The organism is Pseudomonas spelaei (genome assembly GCF_009724245.1).
In the GTDB taxonomy this organism is placed as follows: domain Bacteria; phylum Pseudomonadota; class Gammaproteobacteria; order Pseudomonadales; family Pseudomonadaceae; genus Aquipseudomonas; species Aquipseudomonas spelaei.
Genome location: NZ_WNNK01000002.1, coordinates 74,748 through 96,765 on the forward strand (window position 1 = coordinate 74,748; position 22,018 = coordinate 96,765).

A 22,018-nucleotide genomic window follows, 5' to 3' on the forward strand; every position below is an offset into this window, starting at 1 on the left:
GACTAAGGCACGCTCCTCTAGCAAATCAAGGAGGCAGTCTAGCGGCTGTGCACACTTGATATGGAAATGGTATCAGCCATCTGATGAAGCATTACCGCCAGGGGTCACGTCCCCAACACGCTTTTCCAGATGTTTCAGGCGTCGAGCAATATCGTCGAGTTGCCTCAGACGAGCTGCGCTCTTGCGCCATTCGGCCGCAGGCTGCATGGCCGTACCGGAAGAATAGGACCCAGGCTCGGTAATCGAATGGGTCACCATGGTCATTCCGGTGATGAATACGTTGTCGCAAATTTCGATATGACCTACCAGGCCAACACCACCCGCGAGCATGCAATGCTTGCCAATCTTGGTGCTGCCGGAGATTCCCACACAGGCGGCCATGGCGGTGTGATCACCAATCTGCACGTTGTGGGCGATCTGAATCTGGTTATCCAGCTTCACACCATTACCGATGACGGTATCGGCCAAGGCACCGCGATCAACAGCAGTGTTGACGCCAATTTCCACATCATCGCCAATCAGCACGCCGCCGACCTGAGCAATCTTGTGCCAAATACCCTTCTCGGTGGCGAAGCCGAAGCCTTCACCGCCAATCACGGCACCGGACTGAATCACCACGCGCTCGCCAATACGCACATCGTGGTACAGGGTCACGCGAGGTGCGAGCCAGCCGCCCATACCAATTTCGCTGCGGGCACCGATAAAGCAGTGAGCACCTACCGTCACGCCGGCAGCGATACGCGCGCCACTCTCGATCACCACAAAAGCGCCAATGCTCGCAGCTGGATCAACCTGCGCATCATCGGCGATCACCGCCGAGGGGTGAACCCCAGCCGGCGCCTTGGGTTTGGGATCAAACAGGTGCGATACCCGCGCATAAGACAGATACGGGTTAGCTACGATCAGTGCATCCCCCACAAACCCTTCGGCATCAGCGGCCTTCAGCAATACAGCTGCGGCCTGGCTGTCGCCCAGGAATTTACGGTATTGGGGATTTGCCAGAAAGCTCAACTGAGCTGGGCCAGCCTCCTGCAAGGTGGCTAGCCCAGTGATTTCTTTCTCCGGGGAGCCACGCAAGGAGGCCCCCAGGAACTCGGCCAATTGGCCGAGTTTGATAGTCGCAGTCATGGTTTACTTCAGCTGATTCATGCGCTCGATCACCTGACGGGTGATGTCGTACTGAGGTTTGACGTCAATCACAGCGCCACGCTCGAAGACCAGGTCGAAAGCACCTTTCTTGATGACTTCTTCAACAGCGCTGTCGAGTTTCGGCTTGAGCTGCTTGAGCATTTCACGGTCGGCAACAGCCTTGGCTTCGTTCAGCTCCTTGGACTGGAACTGGTAATCACGAGCCTTTTGCTTGAATTCAAGCTCCAGACGCTCGCGCTCGCCTTGCTGCATTTTGTCACCACCGGCAACCAGACGATCCTGGATACCCTTGGCACTGCTTTCCAGCGTCTTGAGCTTGGTCAGTTGTGGACCGAATTTTTTCTCGGCATCCACGGCGTACTTCTTGGCCGCATCGGATTCCAACAGGGCCATCTGATAGTTCAGGACGGCGATTTTCATTTCGGCAAAGGCCGGGGTCGCTACCAGGACAGTCGCCAGGAGAACCAATTGAGTCAACTTACGCACGATGCACTCCTACAAATCCGTTGTCGTTATCTTGGGTCAGACTCTTAGAAAGTCTGGCCGAGGGAGAATTGGAAGATCTGGGTTTCAGCGTTATCCGGTTTCTTCACCGGCATGGCCAGAGCAAAGCTCAATGGACCCAAGGCGGTAACCCAGGTCACACCTACACCAACGGAGCTGGCCAGGTTGCTGAAACTGACGTCGTTACACTGGGTGTTGGACTTCAAACCGCTCGGGTTGATGATCTGCTCGCACTTGGAATCGAACACGTTACCCACATCCCAGAAGAGCGAAGTCCGCAGAGAACGTTGATCCTTGACGAATGGCAGAGGGAACAGCAGCTCCGCACCACCTTGAATCAGCACGTTACCACCGAATGGCAGCGGCTTGTCGTCGGTATCTACTTGCGTCCCGACGTTGCCGGTCTGACCGACGCCACGGCTCGGCGTACCACGAGGTCCGAGGGTGCTGTCCTTGAAACCACGTACCGAGTTGAAACCACCCGCGTAGTAGTTCTCGTAGAACGGTAGACCACTGGTCGAACCATAGCCGTCGCCATAACCCAATTCCGTATGGAAGCGCATGGTGTAGTTATCGGTCAGAGGCGCGAACACCTGGCCACGATAATCAAGCTTGAAGAACGACAGGTCGCTACCCGGGGTAGTGGCTTCCAGGGTCAAGCTCTGAGAGTGACCACGCGTTGCCATTACCCCTTTGTTCAGGGTCGACTCCGACCAGCCGGCCGAGGCCTTGAAGTTCAGGAACTGATCACCTTCTTTACGCACGAAGTCGAAGATCTCGTCCACGGTGTAAACACCGGTCTTGATCTTGTCTTGTTGCGCGGTCAGGCCGAAGGTCAGACGCGAAGTCTCGCTGATCGGGTAACCGATGTTGACGCCCGCACCCAGGCTGTCGATTGCATAGCTTGCTACGTCGACATCGAGGTCTTTGTAGTCAGTGGTGCGATAGAAAGCGTTATAGCCCAGGCTCACGCCGTCAGCGGTCCAGTAGGGGTCGACATAACCAAAGTTATAGCGGCTCTGGTATTCGCTTCGGGTCAAGCCAATGCTGACCTTGTTACCGGTACCCAGGAAGTTGTTCTGGGTGATCGAGCCACCGAGGATCAGGCCCGCGCTCTGGGCGAACCCGACGCTGGCGGTGATCGAACCGGAAGCTTGCTCTTCCACGGCATAGTTCACATCAACCTGGTCATCCACACCCGGTACGGCCGGGGTCTCGACGTTGACTTCCTTGAAGAAGCCCAGGCGCTCAAGACGGGTCTTGGACTGGTCGATCAGGTAAGTCGAAGCCCAACCACCTTCCATCTGACGCATCTCACGACGCAGCACTTCGTCCGCAGACTTGGTGTTGCCACGGAAGTTGATGCGGTTGACGTAGGCACGCTTGCCAGGGTCGACGACAAAGGTGATGTCCACGGTGTGATCATCATCGTGCGGGGTTGGCACGCCGTTGACGTTGGCGAAGGTGTAACCCTCGTTACCCAGACGGCGGGTGATCAGTTCGGACGTGGTGGTCATCAGCTTGCGCGAGAACACCTGATCTTTCTGCACCAGCAGCAGGGACTTGACCTGGTCTTCAGGCACTTTCAAGTCGCCGCTGAGCTTGACATCACGAACGCGGTACTTCTCGCCTTCGTTGACGTTAACGGTGATATAGACGTGTTTCTTGTCCGGGGTGATAGACACCTGGGTCGAGGCGATATCCATGTTGATATAGCCACGGTCCAGATAGTAGGAGCGCAGACGCTCCAGGTCACCGGAGAGTTTTTCACGGGCGTACTTGTCGTCATTCTTGAAGAACGACAGCCAGTTGGTGGTCTTGAGCTCGAACAGGTCGATCAGGTCTTCGTCAGCAAACTTGGTGTTACCCACCACGTTGATGTGCTGGATGGCCGCCACGGTCCCTTCATTGATCTTGACCTTCAGGCCGACACGGTTGCGCGGTTGCGGCACCACTTCGGTTTCCACGGAAGCGGAATAACGGCCTTGGGCAACGTACTGGCGTTGCAGTTCGTTACGCACACCCTCGAGAGTGGCACGCTGGAAGATCTCGCCTTCGGCAAGGCCAGATTGCTTGAGGCCTTTCATCAAGTCCTCAGTGGAGATCGCCTTGTTGCCTTCGATCTCGATACTGGCGACCGAAGGTCGCTCGACCACGGTGATAACGAGGACGTTACCTTCGCGACCCAGTTGGATGTCTTGAAAGAAACCGGTTTTGAACAGCGCACGAGTGGATTCCACCAGGCGACGGTCATCAGCCTGTTCCCCGACGTTCAACGGCAAGGCACCAAAGACGCTACCCGCGGAAACCCGCTGGAGGCCGTTGACGCGAATATCGGAGATGGTGAAGGACTCGGCGTGAACTTCGGCGATCATCAATACGGTGAGAACCGCAGTTAGCAGCAGACGTTTCATGAAGTCCTTTCTTATTCCAACTGGCAATAAACAAACTGCCGCAAAATGCGGCAGATTCGCAATTCAGCGAAGCGTTACAGTCGTCCCAGATCGTTGACCAGAGCTAACAACATCACTCCGACCACCAAACTGATACCGATCTGTATCCCCCAACCCTGCACCCGATCCGACAAGGGGCGACCACGCACCCACTCGACCAGATAAAACAACAGATGTCCCCCATCCAATACTGGAATGGGCAACAAATTCAGAACCCCCAGGCTAATACTCAGATAAGCCAGGAAATTCAGGAAATCAGCCATGCCCGACTGGGCAGAAGCGCCCGCCACTTTAGCAATGGTTATCGGTCCACTCAAGTTTTTTACCGAGAGCTCGCCGAACAACATTTTCTTGAGGGAATCGAGGGTCAGCACACTCATGGTCCAAGTGCGCCGCGCGCCCTCGCCAATGGCTGCCAAAGGCCCGAAACTGACCTCTCGCACCATCGACGGTGGCCACTCGACACCTTTCACCCCGGCGCCCAGATAACCCCCGGCGGCCTTGGCCTCCCCGCGAACCGCCAGGGTCACTGGGACGTCGATTTGAGCACCGTCACGCTCAACTTTCAGCACAATTTTGGTATCAGGACGTACACGAACCTGATCAACCACTTGCTGCCAGTCATCCAATGCCTGGCCATCAAGGGCCAGCAGTCGGTCACCGGTTTTCAGACCAGCAGCCTGGGCCGGCCCCTTGGGATCCAGCTCTGCCAGCACGGGCGGCAAGGCCGGACGCCACGGACGAATCCCCAGGGACTTGATCGGATCAGGCTCATCGGCCCCCTTGAGCCAATGGTCCAGGGTCAGCTCGCGCGGGGTCTCAGCCGTGGAGTCCTGCTCGCGGACCACCAGCTTCACGATGCCGCTTTCACCCAGGCGACGTACCAACTGCAGATTGACCGCTCCCCAACCAACGGTAGGCTCACCGTCAATAGCGACAATTTCCTGGCCCGCGCTGAGGCCGGCCTTGGCTGCAATACTGCCCGCCTCGACCGCGCCAATGACCGGGCGCACCTGCTGGCTGCCCAACATCGCCAACACCCAGAAGAACACCATGGCCAGCAAGAAATTGGCGATAGGGCCAGCGGCAACGATGGCGATACGCTGACGAACGGTCTTGCGGTTAAAGGATTGGTCTAATTGATCGGCCGGCACTTCACCTTCGCGCTCGTCAAGCATCTTGACGTAACCGCCCAAGGGAATGGCCGCAATCACAAACTCGGTGCCACGGCGGTCGTGCCAGCGCAGCAACGGCATGCCGAAGCCGACGGAAAAGCGCAATACCTTGACGCCGCAACGACGCGCCACCCAGAAGTGGCCGAATTCGTGGAAGGTGACCAGCACACCCAGAGCAACCAGGGTGCCGACAATCATGTAGAGCGCACTCATCTAATTTCTCCGCATTCCAATCCAGTGCCTTGCAGGCCCAAGCACACCCCCGGGCTAACGCGCGTTGCGGCTCAACCATTGTTCGGTCAGGGCCCGGGCCTTTGTATCAGCCTCGAACACAGCACTCAATTCATTCACAGCAACCACTGGCTCACGACTCAGAACGTCCTCGATGATACTCGCGATCTCCGGGAAACGGATGCGCCGTTCGAGAAACGCCGCTACCGCCACTTCATTGGCCGCATTCAGCATCGCCGGCGCGCTGTTACCCGCCTCGGCCGCTTCTCGCGCCAGACGCAAGCAAGGAAAGCGCTGCTCATCGGGCGCCTCGAAGTCCAGACGGGCGATAGCGAACAAATCCAGGGGCGCCACGCCAGAATCAATGCGTTCCGGCCAAGCCAAGGCATTGGCAATCGGCGTACGCATGTCCGGGTTGCCCAATTGAGCCAGCACCGAACCATCCACATAGTCGACCAGGGAATGAATCACACTTTGCGGGTGGATCACCACCTCGACCTGATCAGGTCGCGCATCGAACAACCAGCACGCCTCGATCAGCTCCAGGCCTTTGTTCATCATGCTTGCCGAATCAACCGAGATCTTGCGCCCCATGGACCAATTGGGATGGGCACACGCTTGATCAGGAGATACGTGCTCCAGTTCGGCCAAGGGTGTCTGGCGGAACGGACCACCGGAAGCGGTCAGCAGGATACGGCGCACACCCACCTGGCTCAGGCCACGGGCAAAATCCCCGGGCATGCACTGGAAAATCGCGTTGTGTTCACTGTCCAGCGGCAACAACACCGCGCCGCTCTTGCGCACCGCTTGCATAAAGAGTGCGCCAGACATGACCAACGCTTCCTTGTTGGCCAACAAAATCTTCTTGCCCGCATCGACCGCAGCGAGGGTCGGACGCAAGCCGGCAGCGCCGACAATCGCAGCCACGACCGTGTCGACCTCAGGATCGGCCGAGACCTGACACAGCCCTGCCTCTCCCACCAGCACCTGAGTCGACAGGCCCGCCGCTCGCAGATCATCCTGCAAGCCCCGCGCAGCTACGGCTTCAGGCACCACGGCGTAGCGCGGCACATGACGAACACACAACGCCAGCAACTCACTCAAACGGCTAAAACCGGTCAAGGCGAATACTTGATAGCGTTCGGGATGACGCGCAATCACATCCAGAGTGCTCAACCCCACCGAGCCGGTAGCGCCCAGCACGGTCACTTGTTGCAGACGGCTCACGAGGCGGCCATCCACAACAACACGGCAAAGATCGGGATGGCCGCGGTCAGGCTGTCAATGCGGTCCAGAACACCACCATGACCTGGCAGCAGGTTACTGCTGTCCTTGATCCCGGCCTGGCGCTTGAACATGCTTTCGGTCAGGTCACCCACCACGGAAATCAGCACGACCACCGCTGCGCCAATCAAGGCCAGGAGCATCTCCTTGACGGTCCAATCACGCACAACACCCACAACAACGGTAATCACCAGGGTCAGCGCCAAGCCACCGTATACACCTTCCCAGCTCTTGCCCGGACTGACCGCCGGCGCCAGCTTGCGCTTGCCAAAGGCACGACCGGAGAAGTAGGCGCCGATATCAGCCCCCCAGACCAGCACCATCACCGCCATGATCAACCAGTTGCCCATAGGGGAATGCTTGATCTGCACCAGGCCTTGCCAGGCCGGCAGCAGGATCAACAGGCCAATCACCAACTTGCAGGCGACGCTGGACCAATGACCACTGGTCTGCGGATACGTCAGCACGAGGAATGTCGCCAAGCCCCACCACAGGACCGCCGCGCCCAGCACCCAGGGCGCCACGTCCGGCAGGATGTACATCAGGAACAGCAACAAGGCCACGACTGCGGCATACACCACACGTGGCAGTTGTTCCGCAAACCCTGCCAGGCGCGCCCATTCCCAGGCACCCAAGGTGACAACCAGGCCTATGAACAGCGCAAAACCGGAACCCTCGAGCAGGAAGAACCCGCACAAGGCGATCGGCAACAGGATCAGTGCCGTGATGATTCGTTGTTTAAGCATTAAACCCGGGCTCCAGCTTCAATCTGATCGCTCGTTTTACCGAAGCGACGCTGACGGGAAGCGAAATCGGCCAGCGCGTTACGCATGGCATCGTGTTTGAAGTCCGGCCAGAACAGGTCGGAGAAGTACAATTCGGTATAGGCCAACTGCCACAACAGGAAGTTGCTGATGCGGTGTTCGCCACCGGTACGGATACACAAGTCCGGCAGCGGCAGATCACCGGTTACCAGACAGGTTTGCAGCAGTTCGGGCGTAATATCTTCCGGCCGCAGATGACCGGCCTGTACTTCGCGAGCCAGACGCTGGGCAGCCTGGGCGATATCCCATTGGCCACCGTAGTTGGCCGCGATCTGCAGCACAAAACGGTTACTGCCAGCGGTGATCGCCTCAGCTTCACGCATCGCCGTTTGCAGCTCCGGATGAAACCGCGAGCGATCGCCGATAATGCGCAAGCTGATGTTGTTCTCGTTCAGGCGCTTGGCCTCACGACGCAAGGCCTTGAAGAACAGGTCCATCAAGGCGCTGACTTCTTCCGCCGGACGCTGCCAGTTTTCACTGGAGAACGCGAACAAGGTCAGCACTTCGACCTTGGCCTCGGCACACACCTCGATCACCGCACGCACCGCATCGACGCCCGCTTTATGCCCGGCAACACCCGGCATAAAGCGTTTTTTCGCCCAGCGATTATTCCCATCCATGATGATCGCGACATGGCGCGGCACCACGGAGGGCACAGTCTGCTTGGTCTTTTCCATGAAGGCTTCCTGACCCCTTATACGGCCATCAGGTCCTTTTCTTTATCTTCCGTGGCCTTGGTGATCTGGGCCTCGGCGTCTTTGGTCAACTTGTCGATATCAGCGACAGCACGGCGCTCTTCGTCTTCGCTGATTTCCTTGTCCTTGACCAGCTTCTTCAGGTCACCCAAGGCATCGCGACGAATGTTGCGCACAGCAACACGAGCATCTTCGGCCGCGCTACGCGCCTGCTTGGTGAAGCCCTTGCGGGTTTCTTCGGTCAGGGCAGGCATGGAAATCAACAGCAACTCGCCCAGGTTGGTCGGGTTGAGGTTCAGACCAGCACTTTGAATAGCCTTGTCGACGGCGCCGAGCATGTTGCGCTCAAAGGCCACGACTTGCAGGGTGCGGGAGTCTTTTACAGTGATGTTGGCTACCTGGGTGATAGAGGTGTCCGCGCCGTAGTACGGCACCATCACGCTGCCCAGAATGCTTGGGTGGGCCTTGCCGGTACGAATCTGACCAAATGCATGGTTCAGAGAGTCCAGGGATTTCTGCATGCGCTCTTGAGCGTCTTTCTTGATTTCGTTGATCATTGCTCGACTTCCTCGATCAGAGTCCCTTCCGCGCCGCCATGTACGATATTCAGCAGGGCGCCGGGTTTGTTCATGTTAAATACGCGCAGCGGCATCTTGTGGTCGCGGCACAGGCAAATAGCTGTCAGGTCCATCACACCCAGCTTGCGATCCAGCACTTCATCGTAGGTCAGATGATCGAACTTCTCGGCATGCGGGTCTTTGAACGGGTCAGCAGTGTAAACGCCATCAACCTTGGTTGCTTTAAGCACTACGTCTGCATTGATTTCAATGCCACGCAAGCAGGCTGCCGAATCAGTGGTGAAGAACGGGTTACCGGTACCCGCAGCAAAAATCACCACTTCCTTGGCGTCCAGGTGACGCATGGCTTTGCGGCGGTCATAGTGATCGGTTACACCCACCATGGAAATAGCCGACATCACGATCGCCGTGATATTGGCCCGCTCCAGGGCGTCGCGCATGGCCAGGGCGTTCATCACAGTGGCCAGCATGCCCATGTGGTCGCCAGTGACCCGATCCATACCGGCCGCGCTGAGCGCCGCACCGCGGAACAGGTTACCGCCGCCGATCACCAGGCCGACCTGAACACCGATGCCGACCAGTTGGCCGACTTCCAGTGCCATGCGGTCGAGCACCTTGGGATCGATCCCGAACTCTTCCGAACCCATCAGGGCCTCGCCGCTAAGCTTGAGTAGAATGCGTTTATAGCGAGCCTGATAACCACTGCCCTGCTGAGCCATTGCGAATCTCTCCTGCGGCGTATTTTTAAAAATTCTTGGCAAGCCGTTTACGGCCTGCGTTTACTCTAGCTGGACGCTATCACAGCGCCATCGGAACACGGCTTTGTAAGCCAGTTCCGGAGGGAAACCAAATAAAATTGATCATCCCATTTGAAAAGAGGCTGCGCGCGTGAGCGGGCAGCCTCTTTTGGGCGACAGTTGAAAACCGTCTTATTGCTTGGCGGCAGCCAGCTGGGCAGCAACTTCTTCAGCGAAGTTGTCGACCGGCTTCTCGATGCCGTCGCCTACTTTGAAGTAGGTGAAGGAAACGATTTCAGCACCGGCTTTCTTGGCCAGTTCGCCAACCTTGATTTCAGGGTTCTTGACGAACGCCTGCTCAACCAGGCTCGCTTCAGCCAGGAACTTGCTGATACGGCCTTTGATCATGTTTTCAACGATGTTTTCCGGCTTGCCGGCGATCTTGTCAGCGTTGAGGCTCAGGAATACAGCCTTCTCGCGCTCGACCGCTTCAGCGGACACTTCCGATGGCAGCAGGAATTCAGGGTTGCTGGCCGCTACGTGCATGGCGATGTCTTTGGCCAGTTCAACGTTGCCACCTTTAAGGGCAACCACAACGCCGATCTTGTTACCGTGCAGGTAACCACCAACCACATCACCTTCAACGCGAGCCAGGCGACGGATGTTGACGTTTTCGCCAACCTTGCCGACCAGTACCAGGCGAGCAGCTTCTTGAGCTTCGATCAGCGGAGCGACGTCAGTCAGCTTGTCGGCGAACGCTTTTTCAACGCTTGCAGCAACAAATGCCTTGAAATCGTCCTGCAGGGCCAGGAAGTCGGTCTGCGAGTTCACTTCCAGCAGAACGGCGGTTTTACCGTCTTCCTTCAGAGCGATAGCGCCTTCAGCAGCTACGTTGCCTGCTTTCTTGGCAGCCTTGATGGCGCCCGAAGCGCGCATGTCATCAATGGCTTTTTCGATGTCGCCGCCGGCCTTGGTCAAGGCCTTTTTGCAATCCATCATGCCTTCGCCAGTACGCTCACGCAGTTCTTTGACCAACGCTGCAGTAATCTCTGCCATTTCAAAATCCTCTTGGATAGGTTATCAACCATTCCACCCGATCAAACGGGCGTTCAATTCTTCCCGAATCACCCTTGTAGACCGCTGCACGTTACAGTCGCAATGTTGCGCTGCCACAAGTGGGCGCCGACAAATGGTTTTCGAGGTGGCAAAAAGGGGGCCAAGCCCCCTTTTTGCTTACTGAGTCAACGCCAAGGCGTCAATTACTCAGCTGCTGCTACCGGAGCTTCTTCAACGAACTGCTCGGTGCCGCCAGCAACGTGGTTGCGGCCACGGATTACAGCGTCAGCCATCGAACCCATGTACAGCTGGATAGCGCGGATTGCGTCATCGTTACCTGGGATGATGTAGTCAACGCCTTCCGGGCTGCTGTTGGTATCGACTACGCCGATAACCGGGATGCCCAGCTTGTTGGCTTCGGTGATCGCGATGCGCTCGTGATCAACGTCGATAACGAACAGTGCGTCAGGCAGACCGCCCATGTCCTTGATACCACCCAGGGAACGATCGAGCTTTTCCAGGTCACGGGAGCGCATCAGCGCTTCTTTCTTGGTCAGCTTGGCGAAAGTACCGTCTTCGGCTTGCACTTCAAGGTCACGCAGACGCTTGATGGAAGCACGGATGGTTTTGAAGTTGGTCAGCATGCCGCCCAACCAGCGGTGATCGACGTACGGCGAACCGCAACGTGCTGCTTCTTCAGCAACGATCTTGCCAGCGGAACGCTTGGTGCCGACGAACAGAATCTTGTTTTTGCCCTGGGCCAGGCGCTCTACGAAAGTCAGAGCTTCGTTGAACATTGGCAGGGTTTTTTCAAGGTTGATGATGTGGATCTTGTTACGCGCGCCGAAAATGTACTTACCCATTTTCGGGTTCCAGTAACGGGTCTGGTGACCGAAGTGCACACCGGCCTTCAGCATATCGCGCATGTTGACTTGGGACATGATAGTTCCTTAATAAGTCGGGTTTGGCCTCCACGTATCCCAATGACCAACCAGCGGCATCAAGCCTCCGGCACCCAGGTCATCGTGTCGACACGTGTGTGGATTTAAGCTTTGCGGGGTATCCCCGGAAAGCGGCGCATTTTATACCACACGAAGGGCAAAAACGAAACCCGCAATCACATTTGCCGGCAACCGCTTTTGCGCAAGCCTTTGAATAGAGCCAGAATGCCCTCATCTTAATAGAGAGAAGCGATAGCCAGACGCTCATGGTTTGCCCCCTGCGTCTGTTAGAATCGCGTTTTTTGGGCTTGTGCGAATTCAGCAACCTTTTGTCGCACACCCGTAAACCGTATTGATTTCAGCGCGTCGCGCTAGAGAGAGCCTGTATGACCGTCACCCTCAAAACCGCCGAAGACATCGCTGGCATGCGCGTTGCCGGCAAACTGGCTGCCGACGTGCTGGAAATGATTGCCGAACACGTCAAGCCCGGCGTTACTACTGAAGAGCTGGACCGCATCTGCCACGACTATATAGTTGATGTGCAAAAGGCCATCCCTGCACCGCTGAACTACAAGGGTTTCCCCAAGTCGATCTGCACCTCGATCAACCATGTGGTCTGCCACGGGATTCCCGGCGACAAGCCACTGAAAGACGGCGACACCCTGAACATCGACGTCACCGTGATCAAGGATGGCTACCACGGCGATACCAGCCGCATGTTCCACGTCGGCACCGTGCCCGTGTGGGCCGAGCGTCTGTCGCAAATCACTCAGGAATGCATGTACAAGGCCATCGAGATCGTCAAGCCCGGCTGCCGCCTGGGTGACATCGGTGAAGTGATCCAGAAGCACGCCGAAAAGAACGGTTTCTCGGTGGTTCGCGAATTCTGCGGCCACGGCATCGGCAAGGTGTTCCACGAAGAGCCGCAGATCCTGCACTACGGCCGTGCCGGCACCGGCATGGAACTCAAGGCGGGCATGACCTTCACCATCGAGCCGATGATCAACCAGGGCAAGGCCGACACCAAGGTGCTGGGCGACGGCTGGACCGCTATCACCAAGGACCGCAAGCTCTCGGCTCAGTGGGAACACACCCTGCTGGTGACCGACACTGGCTACGAGATCTTCACCCTGCGCGCTGACGACACGATCCCTCGCGTTTCGGCCTGATTGTTGCGTCGGTTTTCGCGCAAAGCGTGTGACTTATAGATAGAAAGGAAAGCCGATCGATGCCCCAGGTGGATCCCGAACTCTTCGACCGTGGCCAGTTCCAGGCGGAACTGGCGCTGAAGGCAAGCCCCATCGCCGCCTTCAAGAAGGCCATCCGCCAGGCCCGGGAAGTGCTCGATGAGCGCTTTCGCAGTGGCCGGGACATCCGTCGGCTGATCGAGGACCGCGCCTGGTTCGTCGATAACATCCTGCAAAAGGCCTGGGAACAGTTCAGTTGGAGTGAAGACGCCGACATCGCCCTGGTGGCCGTCGGCGGCTACGGTCGCGGCGAACTGCACCCCTACTCCGACATCGACCTGCTGATCCTGCTGGACAGCGCCGATCATGAGATTTTTCGCGACTCCATCGAGCGTTTTCTGACGTTGTTGTGGGATATCGGCCTGGAAGTCGGCCAAAGTGTACGTTCGGTGGATGAATGCGCCGAAGAGGCCCGCGCCGACCTGACCGTCGTCACCAACCTGATGGAAAGCCGTACCATCTGCGGCCCCGAACGCCTGCGCCAGCGCATGCTGGAAGTCACCAGCACCGCCCACATGTGGCCGAGCAAGGATTTCTTCCTGGCCAAGCGCGCCGAACAGAAGGCCCGGCACCACAAGTACAACGACACCGAGTACAACCTGGAGCCCAATGTCAAAGGCTCCCCTGGCGGACTGCGGGACATCCAGACCATTTTGTGGGTCGCGCGGCGCCAATATGGCACGCTGAACCTGCGAGCCCTGGCCGGCGAAGGCTTCCTGGTGGAGAGCGAAAACGCCCTGCTGGCTTCCTCCCAGGAATTCCTGTGGAAGGTGCGCTACGCCCTGCACATGCTCGCCGGACGCTCCGAAGACCGCCTGCTGTTCGACCACCAGCGCTCTATCGCGACACTGCTGGGGTTCGAAGGGGAAGACGCCAAGACCAGCATCGAAAGCTTCATGCAGCAGTACTACCGGGTGGTCATGAGCATTGCCCAGCTCAGCGACCTGATCATCCAGCACTTCGAAGAAGTGATCCTGGCCCCGGAAGACGAAGCACCACCGCAGCCGATCAACTCGCGCTTCCAACTGCACGATGGCTATATCGAGGCGCGCAGCGACAACGTGTTCAAACGCACGCCCTTCGCCATGCTGGAAATCTTCGTCCTGATGGCCCAGCAGCCGGAGATCAAAGGCGTACGTGCCGATACCATTCGTCTGCTGCGGGAAAACCGACATCTGATCGATGACGATTTTCGCAACGACATCCGCAACACCAGCCTGTTTATCGAACTGTTCAAGTGCAAGATCGGCATCCACCGCAACCTGCGGCGGATGAACCGTTACGGCATTCTCGGGCGCTATTTGCCGGAGTTCGGCTTTATCGTCGGGCAAATGCAGCACGACCTGTTCCACATCTACACCGTGGACGCCCACACCCTGAACCTGATCAAACACCTGCGTAAGTTGCAGTACACCCAGGTGTCAGAGAAATTCCCGCTGGCCAGCAAGCTCATGGCACGCCTGCCCAAGCCCGAACTGATCTACCTCGCCGGCCTTTACCACGACATCGGCAAGGGCCGTCACGGCGATCACTCGGAAATTGGTGCCGTAGACGCCGAAGCGTTCTGCCAGCGTCATCAGTTGCCCCTGTGGGACAGCCGCCTGATCGTCTGGCTGGTGCAAAACCACTTGGTGATGTCCACCACCGCCCAGCGCAAGGATTTGTCCGACCCGCAGGTGATCCACGACTTCGCGCAGATCGTCGGCGACGAAACCCGTCTCGACTACCTGTACGTGCTGACCGTCTCCGACATCAACGCCACCAACCCGACGCTGTGGAACTCCTGGCGCGCCAGCCTGTTGCGCCAGCTCTACACCGAGACCAAGCGCGCCTTGCGTCGCGGTCTGGAGAACCCGGTGGACCGCGAAGAACAGATCCGCCGCACCCAAAGCGCGGCCCTGGACATTCTGGTACGCGGCGGTAACGACCCGGACGACGTCGAGCAGCTCTGGTCGCAACTGGGAGACGACTACTTCCTGCGCCACACCGCCGGCGACGTGGCCTGGCACAGCGATGCGATCCTGCAGCAGCCGGCCGATGGCGGACCACTGGTGCTGATCAAGGAAACCACCCAACGCGAGTTCGAGGGCGGTACGCAGATTTTCATCTATGCGCCGGACCAGCACGACTTCTTCGCCGTGACCGTGGCCGCCATGGACCAGCTCAACCTGAACATTCACGACGCCCGGGTTATCACGTCCAGCAGCCAGTTCACCCTCGATACCTACATCGTGCTCGACACGGAAGGCGAGTCCATTGGCGACAACCCCGCCCGCGTGAAGAAGATCCGCGAAGGCCTGACCGAGGCCCTGCGCAACCCCGACGACTACCCGACCATCATCCAGCGCCGGGTACCTCGCCAGCTCAAGCACTTTGCCTTTGCGCCCCAGGTGACCATTCACAATGATGCACAGCGCCCCGTGACCGTATTGGAACTCAGTGCACCCGATCGCCCGGGCCTGTTGGCACGGATCGGCACGATCTTCCTGGAGTTCGACCTGTCGCTGCAGAACGCCAAGATTGCGACCCTGGGCGAACGAGTAGAAGACGTGTTCTTTATCACCGACGCTGACAACCAGCCGCTTTCCGACCCTGAACTGTGCCTGCGTTTGCAGGAGGCGATCGTGCAGCAGTTGAGCGTGACCCAGGAACCCGGTGTCGAGCTGACGCGCCTGACGATTTGAATTTTTAACTTTGTGCACACGATTCGTGTGGGAGTTGGCTTGCCTGCGCTTATGGCAAACCGAGGTGATGCCATCGCCGGCAAGCCAGCTCCCACAGGGTCCGTGCTCACCGTGATAGAGGCTTATATGAACAACGCCCTGAACCAGCTGCAGCCCTACCCGTTCGAGAAATTGCGCGCCCTGCTGGGCAGTGTCACGCCGAACCCGGACAAGCGCCCAATCGCGCTGTCCATCGGCGAACCCAAGCACAAATCCCCGGATTTCGTCGCCCAGGCCCTGGCCAACAATCTGGACCAGATGGCGGTGTACCCAACCACATTGGGCATTCCCGCATTGCGCGAGGCCATTGGCGCCTGGTGCGAACGCCGCTTCAACGTGCCCAAGGGCTGGCTGGACCCGGCGCGCAACATCCTGCCGGTCAATGGCACCCGTGAAGCGTTGTTCGCCTTCACCCAGACCGTGGTCAACCGTGGCGACGATGCACTGGTGGTCAGCCCGAACCCGTTTTATCAGATCTACGAAGGTGCAGCTTTTCTGGCGGGGGCCAAGCCACATTACCTGCCATGCCTGGACGAAAACGGCTTTAACCCGGATTTCGACGCGGTCTCGGCCGACGTCTGGAAACGCTGCCAGATCCTGTTCCTGTGCTCGCCGGGCAACCCGACCGGCGCGTTGATTCCCGTCGACACCCTGAAAAAACTGATCGCCCTGGCCGACGAACATGACTTCGTGATCGCCGCCGACGAGTGCTATAGCGAGCTGTACTTCGACGAACAGACCCCGCCGCCTGGCCTGCTCAGCGCCTGTGTCGAACTGGGCCGCCAGGACTTCAAGCGCTGCGTGGTGTTCCACAGCCTGTCCAAGCGCTCCAACCTGCCAGGCCTACGTTCGGGGTTTGTCGCGGGTGATGCCGAGATCCTCAAGGCCTTCCTGCTGTACCGCACCTATCACGGCTGCGCGATGCCGGTGCAAACCCAGCTCGCGAGCATTGCAGCGTGGCAGGACGAAGCCCATGTACAGGCCAACCGTGACCTGTACCGGGAGAAATTCGATGCTGTGCTGGCAATTCTCAAGCCCGTGCTGGACGTGCAAAACCCGGATGGCGGTTTCTATCTGTGGCCGAATGTCGAAGGCGACGACGCCGCATTCTGCCGGGACTTGTTCGTGGAAGAACACGTGACCGTAGTGCCGGGCTCTTATCTGTCGCGAGAAGTGGACGGTTTCAACCCTGGCGCCGGGCGTGTGCGCATGGCGCTGGTTGCGCCACTGGCCGAGTGCGTGGAAGCCGCCGAGCGGATTCGCGATTTCATCCAGCGCCGTCGATAAACCCTGGGGCCGCTCCCACGCCAGGGGAGCGGCCGTTTGAGATGCAATCTGCAACCAATCAATCTGGAACAGACGTTCATAAAAACTCCACCAAGGCCTATCTGGCATTAACTATCCGGTGGAAACCCATGACACTCACTATCTCGCCCATTTCTACTTCTGCATATTCCGTGCATACCCCTCTCGCCGAACCAATCGAAAACCCGGCTTCCCCACTCAACAGAAAAAAGCGCGGCGTAGCGGACCACAACAAAACATGGCCTCAACATTCAGTACTGAAGATTTCCTTACTGAACATGACACAGGAGCAAAAAAACTTAACAAAACACAACATTAACAAATGGACTCCCCACACCAACCTCTATTTCAAGTTCATTGACGGTCCCAACGGCGACATAAGAATCACCGCGAATAATGACACCAGTGCCGCATGGTCGAGGGTTGGCACCGACGCAAGAAATATCCCCGTATCCGAGCCCACGATGAGTGTTGGCTTTGCAAACTCGTCAGCCGCTATAGCGGCCAAGATACAGCATGAGTTCGGCCACGCTTTGGGCTTGAGGCACGAGCACAAGCACCCAGATCGCACGCTGAACTTGCACAAAGAAAATATTTATAAAGAGTATGAGTCACGAAGTAAAACAAAACGCCAGGCCAACCATGACATCATCCACAAGTTCCAACGCAACGAAGTAATAATCTCAGCCTATGATGAAAAATCCATCATGCACTATGGGTTTTCGGCATCCGCACTGCGGGATGAAAAATCAATCCCCGGCAACATACAACTGTCCGAAGGCGACAAACGCTTTATACAATCGCTTTATCCAATGGATAGTTCACCTTTAGGAAAACTTCTTAATACGGCTATCAAGGTATTGATCAAGTCTTGAATTAAAAGCTCGCATCAGCCCCAACAAGATAAACATCAGCCCATTAAAGGTAAATACCAACAGCGATCAGACACAGTAAATACCGTTCTCTGCAAAGAAGTTTGGACATTGGAAAGTTAGAGCAAATCCACTGTAACAAGTCGCCACGGAACAGATTCCCCACCTTGGCCACCAAAAGAAAATCCCTGGCCTGAGGTCTGAAAAGTCATGATATCGCCCATGTCCGCCACCCCCTCACACACCCTCCAACTTACTCCCTCTGCGGAAGAGGAGGCTGACGCCGCGGCCCCTGTATCACGGTCCAAGAGAAATGTGGGTGATCGCGAAAAGTACTGGCCCCATGGGAAAACCCTGAAGATCGCTATGTACGATGCCGATAACTCTTTTATTGAAGCGGTGAAAAGCGCTGCCAGCAAGTGGCTGCCCCATATCAATATAAAGTTTGATTTTGTATCCGGTGAGGAAGGCGACATTCGAATCGCGGAAAACTTCATCAGCAACCAAGGCAGTTCAATGATTGGCACCGATGCGCTGAAAGTACCCCAGGGGCTCCCGACCATGATGCTCCCTTACGATCACCTATCCCCCCGATTCGCCTATGTCGTCATGCACGAGTTTGGTCACTTGCTGGGGGCATTGCATGCCCACCAACATCCGGATACGGAAATACCCTGGAACAGATCCAAGGCGTATGAGCTTTACAAGGCCCAAGCGGGGCAGACAAAAAGCAATGTCGATGAGCAGGTCCTGCCTCTGCCTCGAAGCAACACTCGTCACTACGAGCCTTATGACCGTCACTCCATCATGCATTACGACATCAGCGAACATACGACACTTGGCCATTGGAAACAGGCGGAGAACCCACAGATCAGTGCTGGAGATATCGCGTTGATGCGCAAGGCTTACCCCAAGACAGCCGATACTCCACAACAAGTCACTTCACCAGCCCCAAGTTCGCCTCGCTCATATCGAGTTCCGCCAACACTTCCCGAAGAATATCGTCGCCTATGGCGTGATGTCGGCTGAGACTGTACAGCTCAAGACGCTGGGCTCTCAGCGCCTTGAGCCTGAGCCGGCGCTCCAATTGATCCATCTGGAACGCCAACACCTGGGCCTCGGCCGAATCGTTGAACACCTCCAGTTGATGACGATATTCGGACATGATCCGCGCCTTGAGCTCCGCGGACAAAGCAGCTTGGGCAGCATCTTGAGGTACGGTATCGGCAGGCTCTTCGGCCTCCAGCGCATGAATGGCCGCTTCGGCCGTCTTCTTCCAGGCATCGCGCACCTCGCCACGACGCTTGCTGTCCGGGCTCTTTTCAATGCCCCGTAGCAACAGCGGCAAGGCAATACAGGCGACAACCAGCGACAGCAGGATCACCCCGGCGGCAATAAAGATCAGCAGATCGCGTTCCGGGAAGTCCTCGCCCGGGCTCAACAACAGCGGCACCGACATCACACCTGCCAGAGTCACGGCCCCGCGCACGCCGCCCACGGTCAGCAGCCAGCAGGAACGGGCCGTCGGCACCAGCGTCAGGGCCCCTTTTCCTCGCAGTCGCCGCAGCAAGCCTGACAAGCGCCAGATGCTTTGCACCCAGATAAACCGCAGCACTACCAGCACCAGGAAGATCGCGACCACCTCCAGGCAGCGATACATCAAGGTCGGCCACAGCGTGGCCTCGTGACTGGTCACCGCCTTGATGATGTCCGGCAGTTGCAGCCCCAACAGCAGGAAAATCAGGCCGTTGAAGGCAAACTCCAGCAGCGACCAGACGCTTCGATTCAACAAACGAGTGCTGGTCTGGCGCGGCAACAGGTCCAGCCAACTCTGCATCATCCCCGCCGCGACCGCCGACAGGATGCCCGACGCGCCAAGACGCTCAGCCAGCACGTAAGCGGCAAATGGCAGCAGCAACATGAATACCACGTGGGTGGCCGGGTCATCCCAGCCCCGGGCGATCATCCAGGCCCGCAAGCGGCCTACCAGCCAACTCAAGGCCACACCGACGGCCAGGCCCCCCACTGCCACCAGCACGAAGGTCAGGCTGGCATTGGCCAGGGAAAATACCCCGGTGACCGCCGCCACCAGGGCAAACTTGAACGTCACCAGGCCCGATGCATCATTCATCAAGGCCTCGCCCTGGAGCATATGCATCAAGGGTGTCGGCAGGCGGTTCTGGGAAATTGCCGACACCGCCACGGCATCTGTCGGCGACAATACCGCCGCCAGGGCGAAGGCCACCGGCAGTGGAATAGACGGCAATAGCCAGTGAATGAAGTAACCGGCGCCCACGACCGTGAACAACACCAGCCCCACAGCGAGCGTCAGGATTGGCCCGCGCAAGCGCCACAGTTCGCGCTTGGGCATTCGCCAGCCGTCGGAGAACAGCAGCGGCGGCAGAAACAGGAAAAGAAACAATTCCGGGTCCAACGCCACATGCAGCCCCAGGGTCGGCCAGGCCAGCAAGGCCCCGGCGGCGATCTGCACCAGCGGCAACGGCAAAGGAATGACACGCCCCACAAGGCGCGAAACGCTGACCAGCATCAGCAGGATTAGAACGGTGTAGGCGGTTTGCATAACGCGGAATTCCCGGACAATCGACTTGCAATAACACACATCAGGCAACAACTCGCCGTTGAAGTGCCATATTAGCCGCCTATGCTGCCCTCTGGCCGTTGCACAAAAGTCGCAACCGTTAATGCCATAGGGTGACGAGCGGCGCCGAATCCTTCCGGTCGTGGCATAATCCGTGGTCTTTCATTTTCAGCGACCCAAAGGGGGCAATTCCTTGACCGCTTCAAGCAAAACCTTGCACCTTTTCGGCATCAAAGCCTGCGACACCATGAAAAAGGCGCGCACCTGGCTCGATGAACACGCTGTCAGCTATGAGTTTCATGACTACAAAACGGCCGGTATCGACCGCGAACACTTGACCCAATGGTGCAATGAGCACGGTTGGCAGGTGGTTTTGAACCGTGCGGGCACCACCTTTCGCAAACTCGAAGACGAACGCAAAGCCGATCTCGACCAGGCGAAAGCCATTGAATTGATGCTCGCACAACCCTCGATGATCAAGCGCCCAGTGCTCGATCTCGGTGACAGAACCCTGATTGGCTTCAAGCCAGATAGTTATTCGGCGGCCCTCAAGTAGGCCAGCCCACTCCATTTGTAGAGGTAACAGCATGTCCAATTCCCTGTTCAGCCTGGGCTTCGGCGTCGGCACTCAGAACCGCCAAGGTGCTTGGCTGGAAGTGTTTTACGCACAACCCCTGCTCAAGCCATCGGCTGAAATCGTCGCGGCCATCGCGCCGATCCTCGGCTACAGCGAAGGCAACCAGGCAATCACCTTCACCGTCGCCCAGGCTTCGCAGCTGGCTGACGCACTCAAAGGCGTCGACGCAACCCAGGCCGCCCTGCTGACCCGCCTGGCTGAAAGCCACAAGCCGCTGGTTGCCACGCTGCTGGCCGAAGACGCCGCGCTGACCTCCACCCCTGAGGCCTACCTCAAGCTGCATTTGCTGTCCCATCGCCTGGTCAAGCCCCATGGCCTGAGCCTGGCCGGTGTGTTCCCGCAACTGCCGAACGTGGCGTGGACCAGTCAAGGCGCCATTGACATCGCCGAACTGGCCGAACGCCAACTGGAAGCCCGCCTGCGTGGCGAGTTGCTGGAAGTGTTCTCGGTGGACAAGTTCCCGAAAATGACCGACTACGTCGTGCCAAGCGGCGTGCGTATCGCTGACGCTGCACGGATTCGCCTGGGCGCCTACGTCGGCGAAGGCACCACCGTGATGCACGAAGGGTTCGTCAATTTCAACGCCGGCACCGAAGGCCCGGGCATGATCGAAGGCCGCGTGTCGGCTGGCGTGTTCGTCGGCAAGGGCTCGGACCTGGGCGGCGGTTGCTCCACCATGGGCACCCTGTCGGGCGGCGGCAACATCGTGATCAAGGTCGGAGAAGGCTGCCTGATCGGCGCCAACGCCGGTATCGGTATTCCATTGGGTGACCGCAACACCGTGGAATCCGGCCTGTACGTGACAGCCGGAACCAAGGTAAAGCTGCTCGACGAGCAGAACCAACTGGTCAAGGTGGTCAAGGCGCGCGAGCTGGCGGGTCAACCTGACCTGTTGTTCCGCCGTAACTCCGAGACCGGTGCCGTGGAGTGCAAAACCCACAAATCGGCCATCGAACTGAACGCAGCGCTGCACGCTCACAACTAAGCAGCGACTCGATGCCACTGGCG

19 protein-coding genes are annotated in these 22,018 nt (G+C 58.0%); 7 read left to right on the forward strand and 12 right to left on the reverse strand.

What is annotated here, in order from left to right; all coding sequences use genetic code 11:
- Positions 1-72: 72 nt before the first annotated feature.
- The 11 genes from lpxD to rpsB form a co-directional block, all read right to left on the reverse strand.
- Positions 73-1,128 carry a UDP-3-O-(3-hydroxymyristoyl)glucosamine N-acyltransferase gene (gene lpxD, locus GNF76_RS02490; protein WP_155581612.1) on the reverse strand — a complete coding sequence of 352 codons (1,056 nt, stop codon included), beginning with the start codon at positions 1,126-1,128 and terminating at the stop codon, positions 73-75.
- Positions 1,129-1,131: 3 nt separating this feature from the next.
- Positions 1,132-1,635: an OmpH/Skp family outer membrane protein gene (locus GNF76_RS02495; protein WP_003219314.1), complete on the reverse strand. Its 504-nt coding sequence runs from the start codon at positions 1,633-1,635 to the stop codon at positions 1,132-1,134.
- 44 nt (positions 1,636-1,679) lie between these two features.
- On the reverse strand, positions 1,680-4,067 hold the full coding sequence (bamA, locus tag GNF76_RS02500; protein ID WP_155581613.1) for an outer membrane protein assembly factor BamA: 2,388 nt from the start codon (positions 4,065-4,067) through the stop codon (positions 1,680-1,682).
- Positions 4,068-4,141: 74 nt separating this feature from the next.
- Positions 4,142-5,494 (reverse strand): sigma E protease regulator RseP, encoded by a 1,353-nt coding sequence (gene rseP, locus GNF76_RS02505; RefSeq protein WP_155581614.1) that lies wholly within the window; start codon positions 5,492-5,494, stop codon positions 4,142-4,144.
- Positions 5,495-5,548: 54 nt separating this feature from the next.
- Entirely contained in the window at positions 5,549-6,739 is a 1,191-nt protein-coding gene (gene ispC, locus GNF76_RS02510; protein ID WP_178123146.1) for a 1-deoxy-D-xylulose-5-phosphate reductoisomerase, read from the reverse strand.
- A complete protein-coding gene (locus tag GNF76_RS02515; RefSeq protein ID WP_155581615.1) occupies positions 6,736-7,542 on the reverse strand; it encodes a phosphatidate cytidylyltransferase in 807 nt (268 codons plus the stop codon). Before GNF76_RS02515 ends, ispC begins: the two co-directional genes overlap by 4 nt.
- Complete coding sequence (gene uppS / locus GNF76_RS02520) at positions 7,542-8,297, reverse strand: polyprenyl diphosphate synthase (RefSeq protein WP_155581616.1); 756 nt, start codon at positions 8,295-8,297, stop codon at positions 7,542-7,544. Before uppS ends, GNF76_RS02515 begins: the two co-directional genes overlap by 1 nt.
- Positions 8,298-8,314: 17 nt before the next feature.
- On the reverse strand, positions 8,315-8,872 hold the full coding sequence (gene frr, locus GNF76_RS02525; protein WP_010176756.1) for a ribosome recycling factor: 558 nt from the start codon (positions 8,870-8,872) through the stop codon (positions 8,315-8,317).
- The gene (gene pyrH, locus GNF76_RS02530; RefSeq protein ID WP_155581617.1) at positions 8,869-9,612 is read right to left on the reverse strand and encodes a UMP kinase; all 744 of its coding nucleotides are present in this window, start codon (positions 9,610-9,612) and stop codon (positions 8,869-8,871) included. The genes frr and pyrH overlap by 4 nt, the downstream gene beginning before the upstream one ends.
- Before the next feature lie 210 nt (positions 9,613-9,822).
- On the reverse strand, positions 9,823-10,686 hold the full coding sequence (gene tsf, locus GNF76_RS02535) for a translation elongation factor Ts (protein WP_155581618.1): 864 nt from the start codon (positions 10,684-10,686) through the stop codon (positions 9,823-9,825).
- A gap of 203 nt (positions 10,687-10,889) precedes the next feature.
- On the reverse strand, positions 10,890-11,627 hold the full coding sequence (rpsB, locus tag GNF76_RS02540) for a 30S ribosomal protein S2 (protein WP_003189158.1): 738 nt from the start codon (positions 11,625-11,627) through the stop codon (positions 10,890-10,892).
- 386 nt (positions 11,628-12,013) lie between these two features.
- Between rpsB and map the strand changes: the two genes are divergently transcribed.
- From map to GNF76_RS02565, 5 genes are all read left to right on the forward strand, one after another.
- Complete coding sequence (gene map / locus GNF76_RS02545; protein WP_155581619.1) at positions 12,014-12,796, forward strand: type I methionyl aminopeptidase; 783 nt, start codon at positions 12,014-12,016, stop codon at positions 12,794-12,796.
- Between the two features lie 59 nt (positions 12,797-12,855).
- Positions 12,856-15,558, forward strand: a complete 2,703-nt coding sequence (locus GNF76_RS02550; RefSeq protein WP_155581620.1) for a [protein-PII] uridylyltransferase — start codon at positions 12,856-12,858, stop codon at positions 15,556-15,558.
- A 126-nt stretch (positions 15,559-15,684) separates the two neighbouring features.
- A complete protein-coding gene (gene dapC, locus GNF76_RS02555) occupies positions 15,685-16,884 on the forward strand; it encodes a succinyldiaminopimelate transaminase (protein WP_155581621.1) in 1,200 nt (399 codons plus the stop codon).
- Between the two features lie 41 nt (positions 16,885-16,925).
- Entirely contained in the window at positions 16,926-17,777 is an 852-nt protein-coding gene (locus tag GNF76_RS02560; RefSeq protein WP_155581622.1) for a M12 family metallopeptidase, read from the forward strand.
- Between the two features lie 219 nt (positions 17,778-17,996).
- Entirely contained in the window at positions 17,997-18,803 is an 807-nt protein-coding gene (locus GNF76_RS02565; protein WP_178123147.1) for a M12 family metallopeptidase, read from the forward strand.
- On the opposite strand, the gene GNF76_RS02570 is transcribed toward GNF76_RS02565, so the two are convergent.
- On the reverse strand, positions 18,712-20,355 hold the full coding sequence (locus GNF76_RS02570) for a Na+/H+ antiporter (RefSeq protein WP_155581624.1): 1,644 nt from the start codon (positions 20,353-20,355) through the stop codon (positions 18,712-18,714). The two genes, GNF76_RS02565 and GNF76_RS02570, sit on opposite strands and share 92 nt — an antisense overlap.
- A gap of 265 nt (positions 20,356-20,620) precedes the next feature.
- Between GNF76_RS02570 and GNF76_RS02575 the strand changes: the two genes are divergently transcribed.
- Complete coding sequence (locus GNF76_RS02575) at positions 20,621-20,929, forward strand: arsenate reductase (protein WP_237151353.1); 309 nt, start codon at positions 20,621-20,623, stop codon at positions 20,927-20,929.
- 31 nt (positions 20,930-20,960) lie between these two features.
- Entirely contained in the window at positions 20,961-21,995 is a 1,035-nt protein-coding gene (gene dapD, locus GNF76_RS02580; protein WP_155581626.1) for a 2,3,4,5-tetrahydropyridine-2,6-dicarboxylate N-succinyltransferase, read from the forward strand.
- The last annotated feature ends 23 nt before the right edge of the window (positions 21,996-22,018 follow it).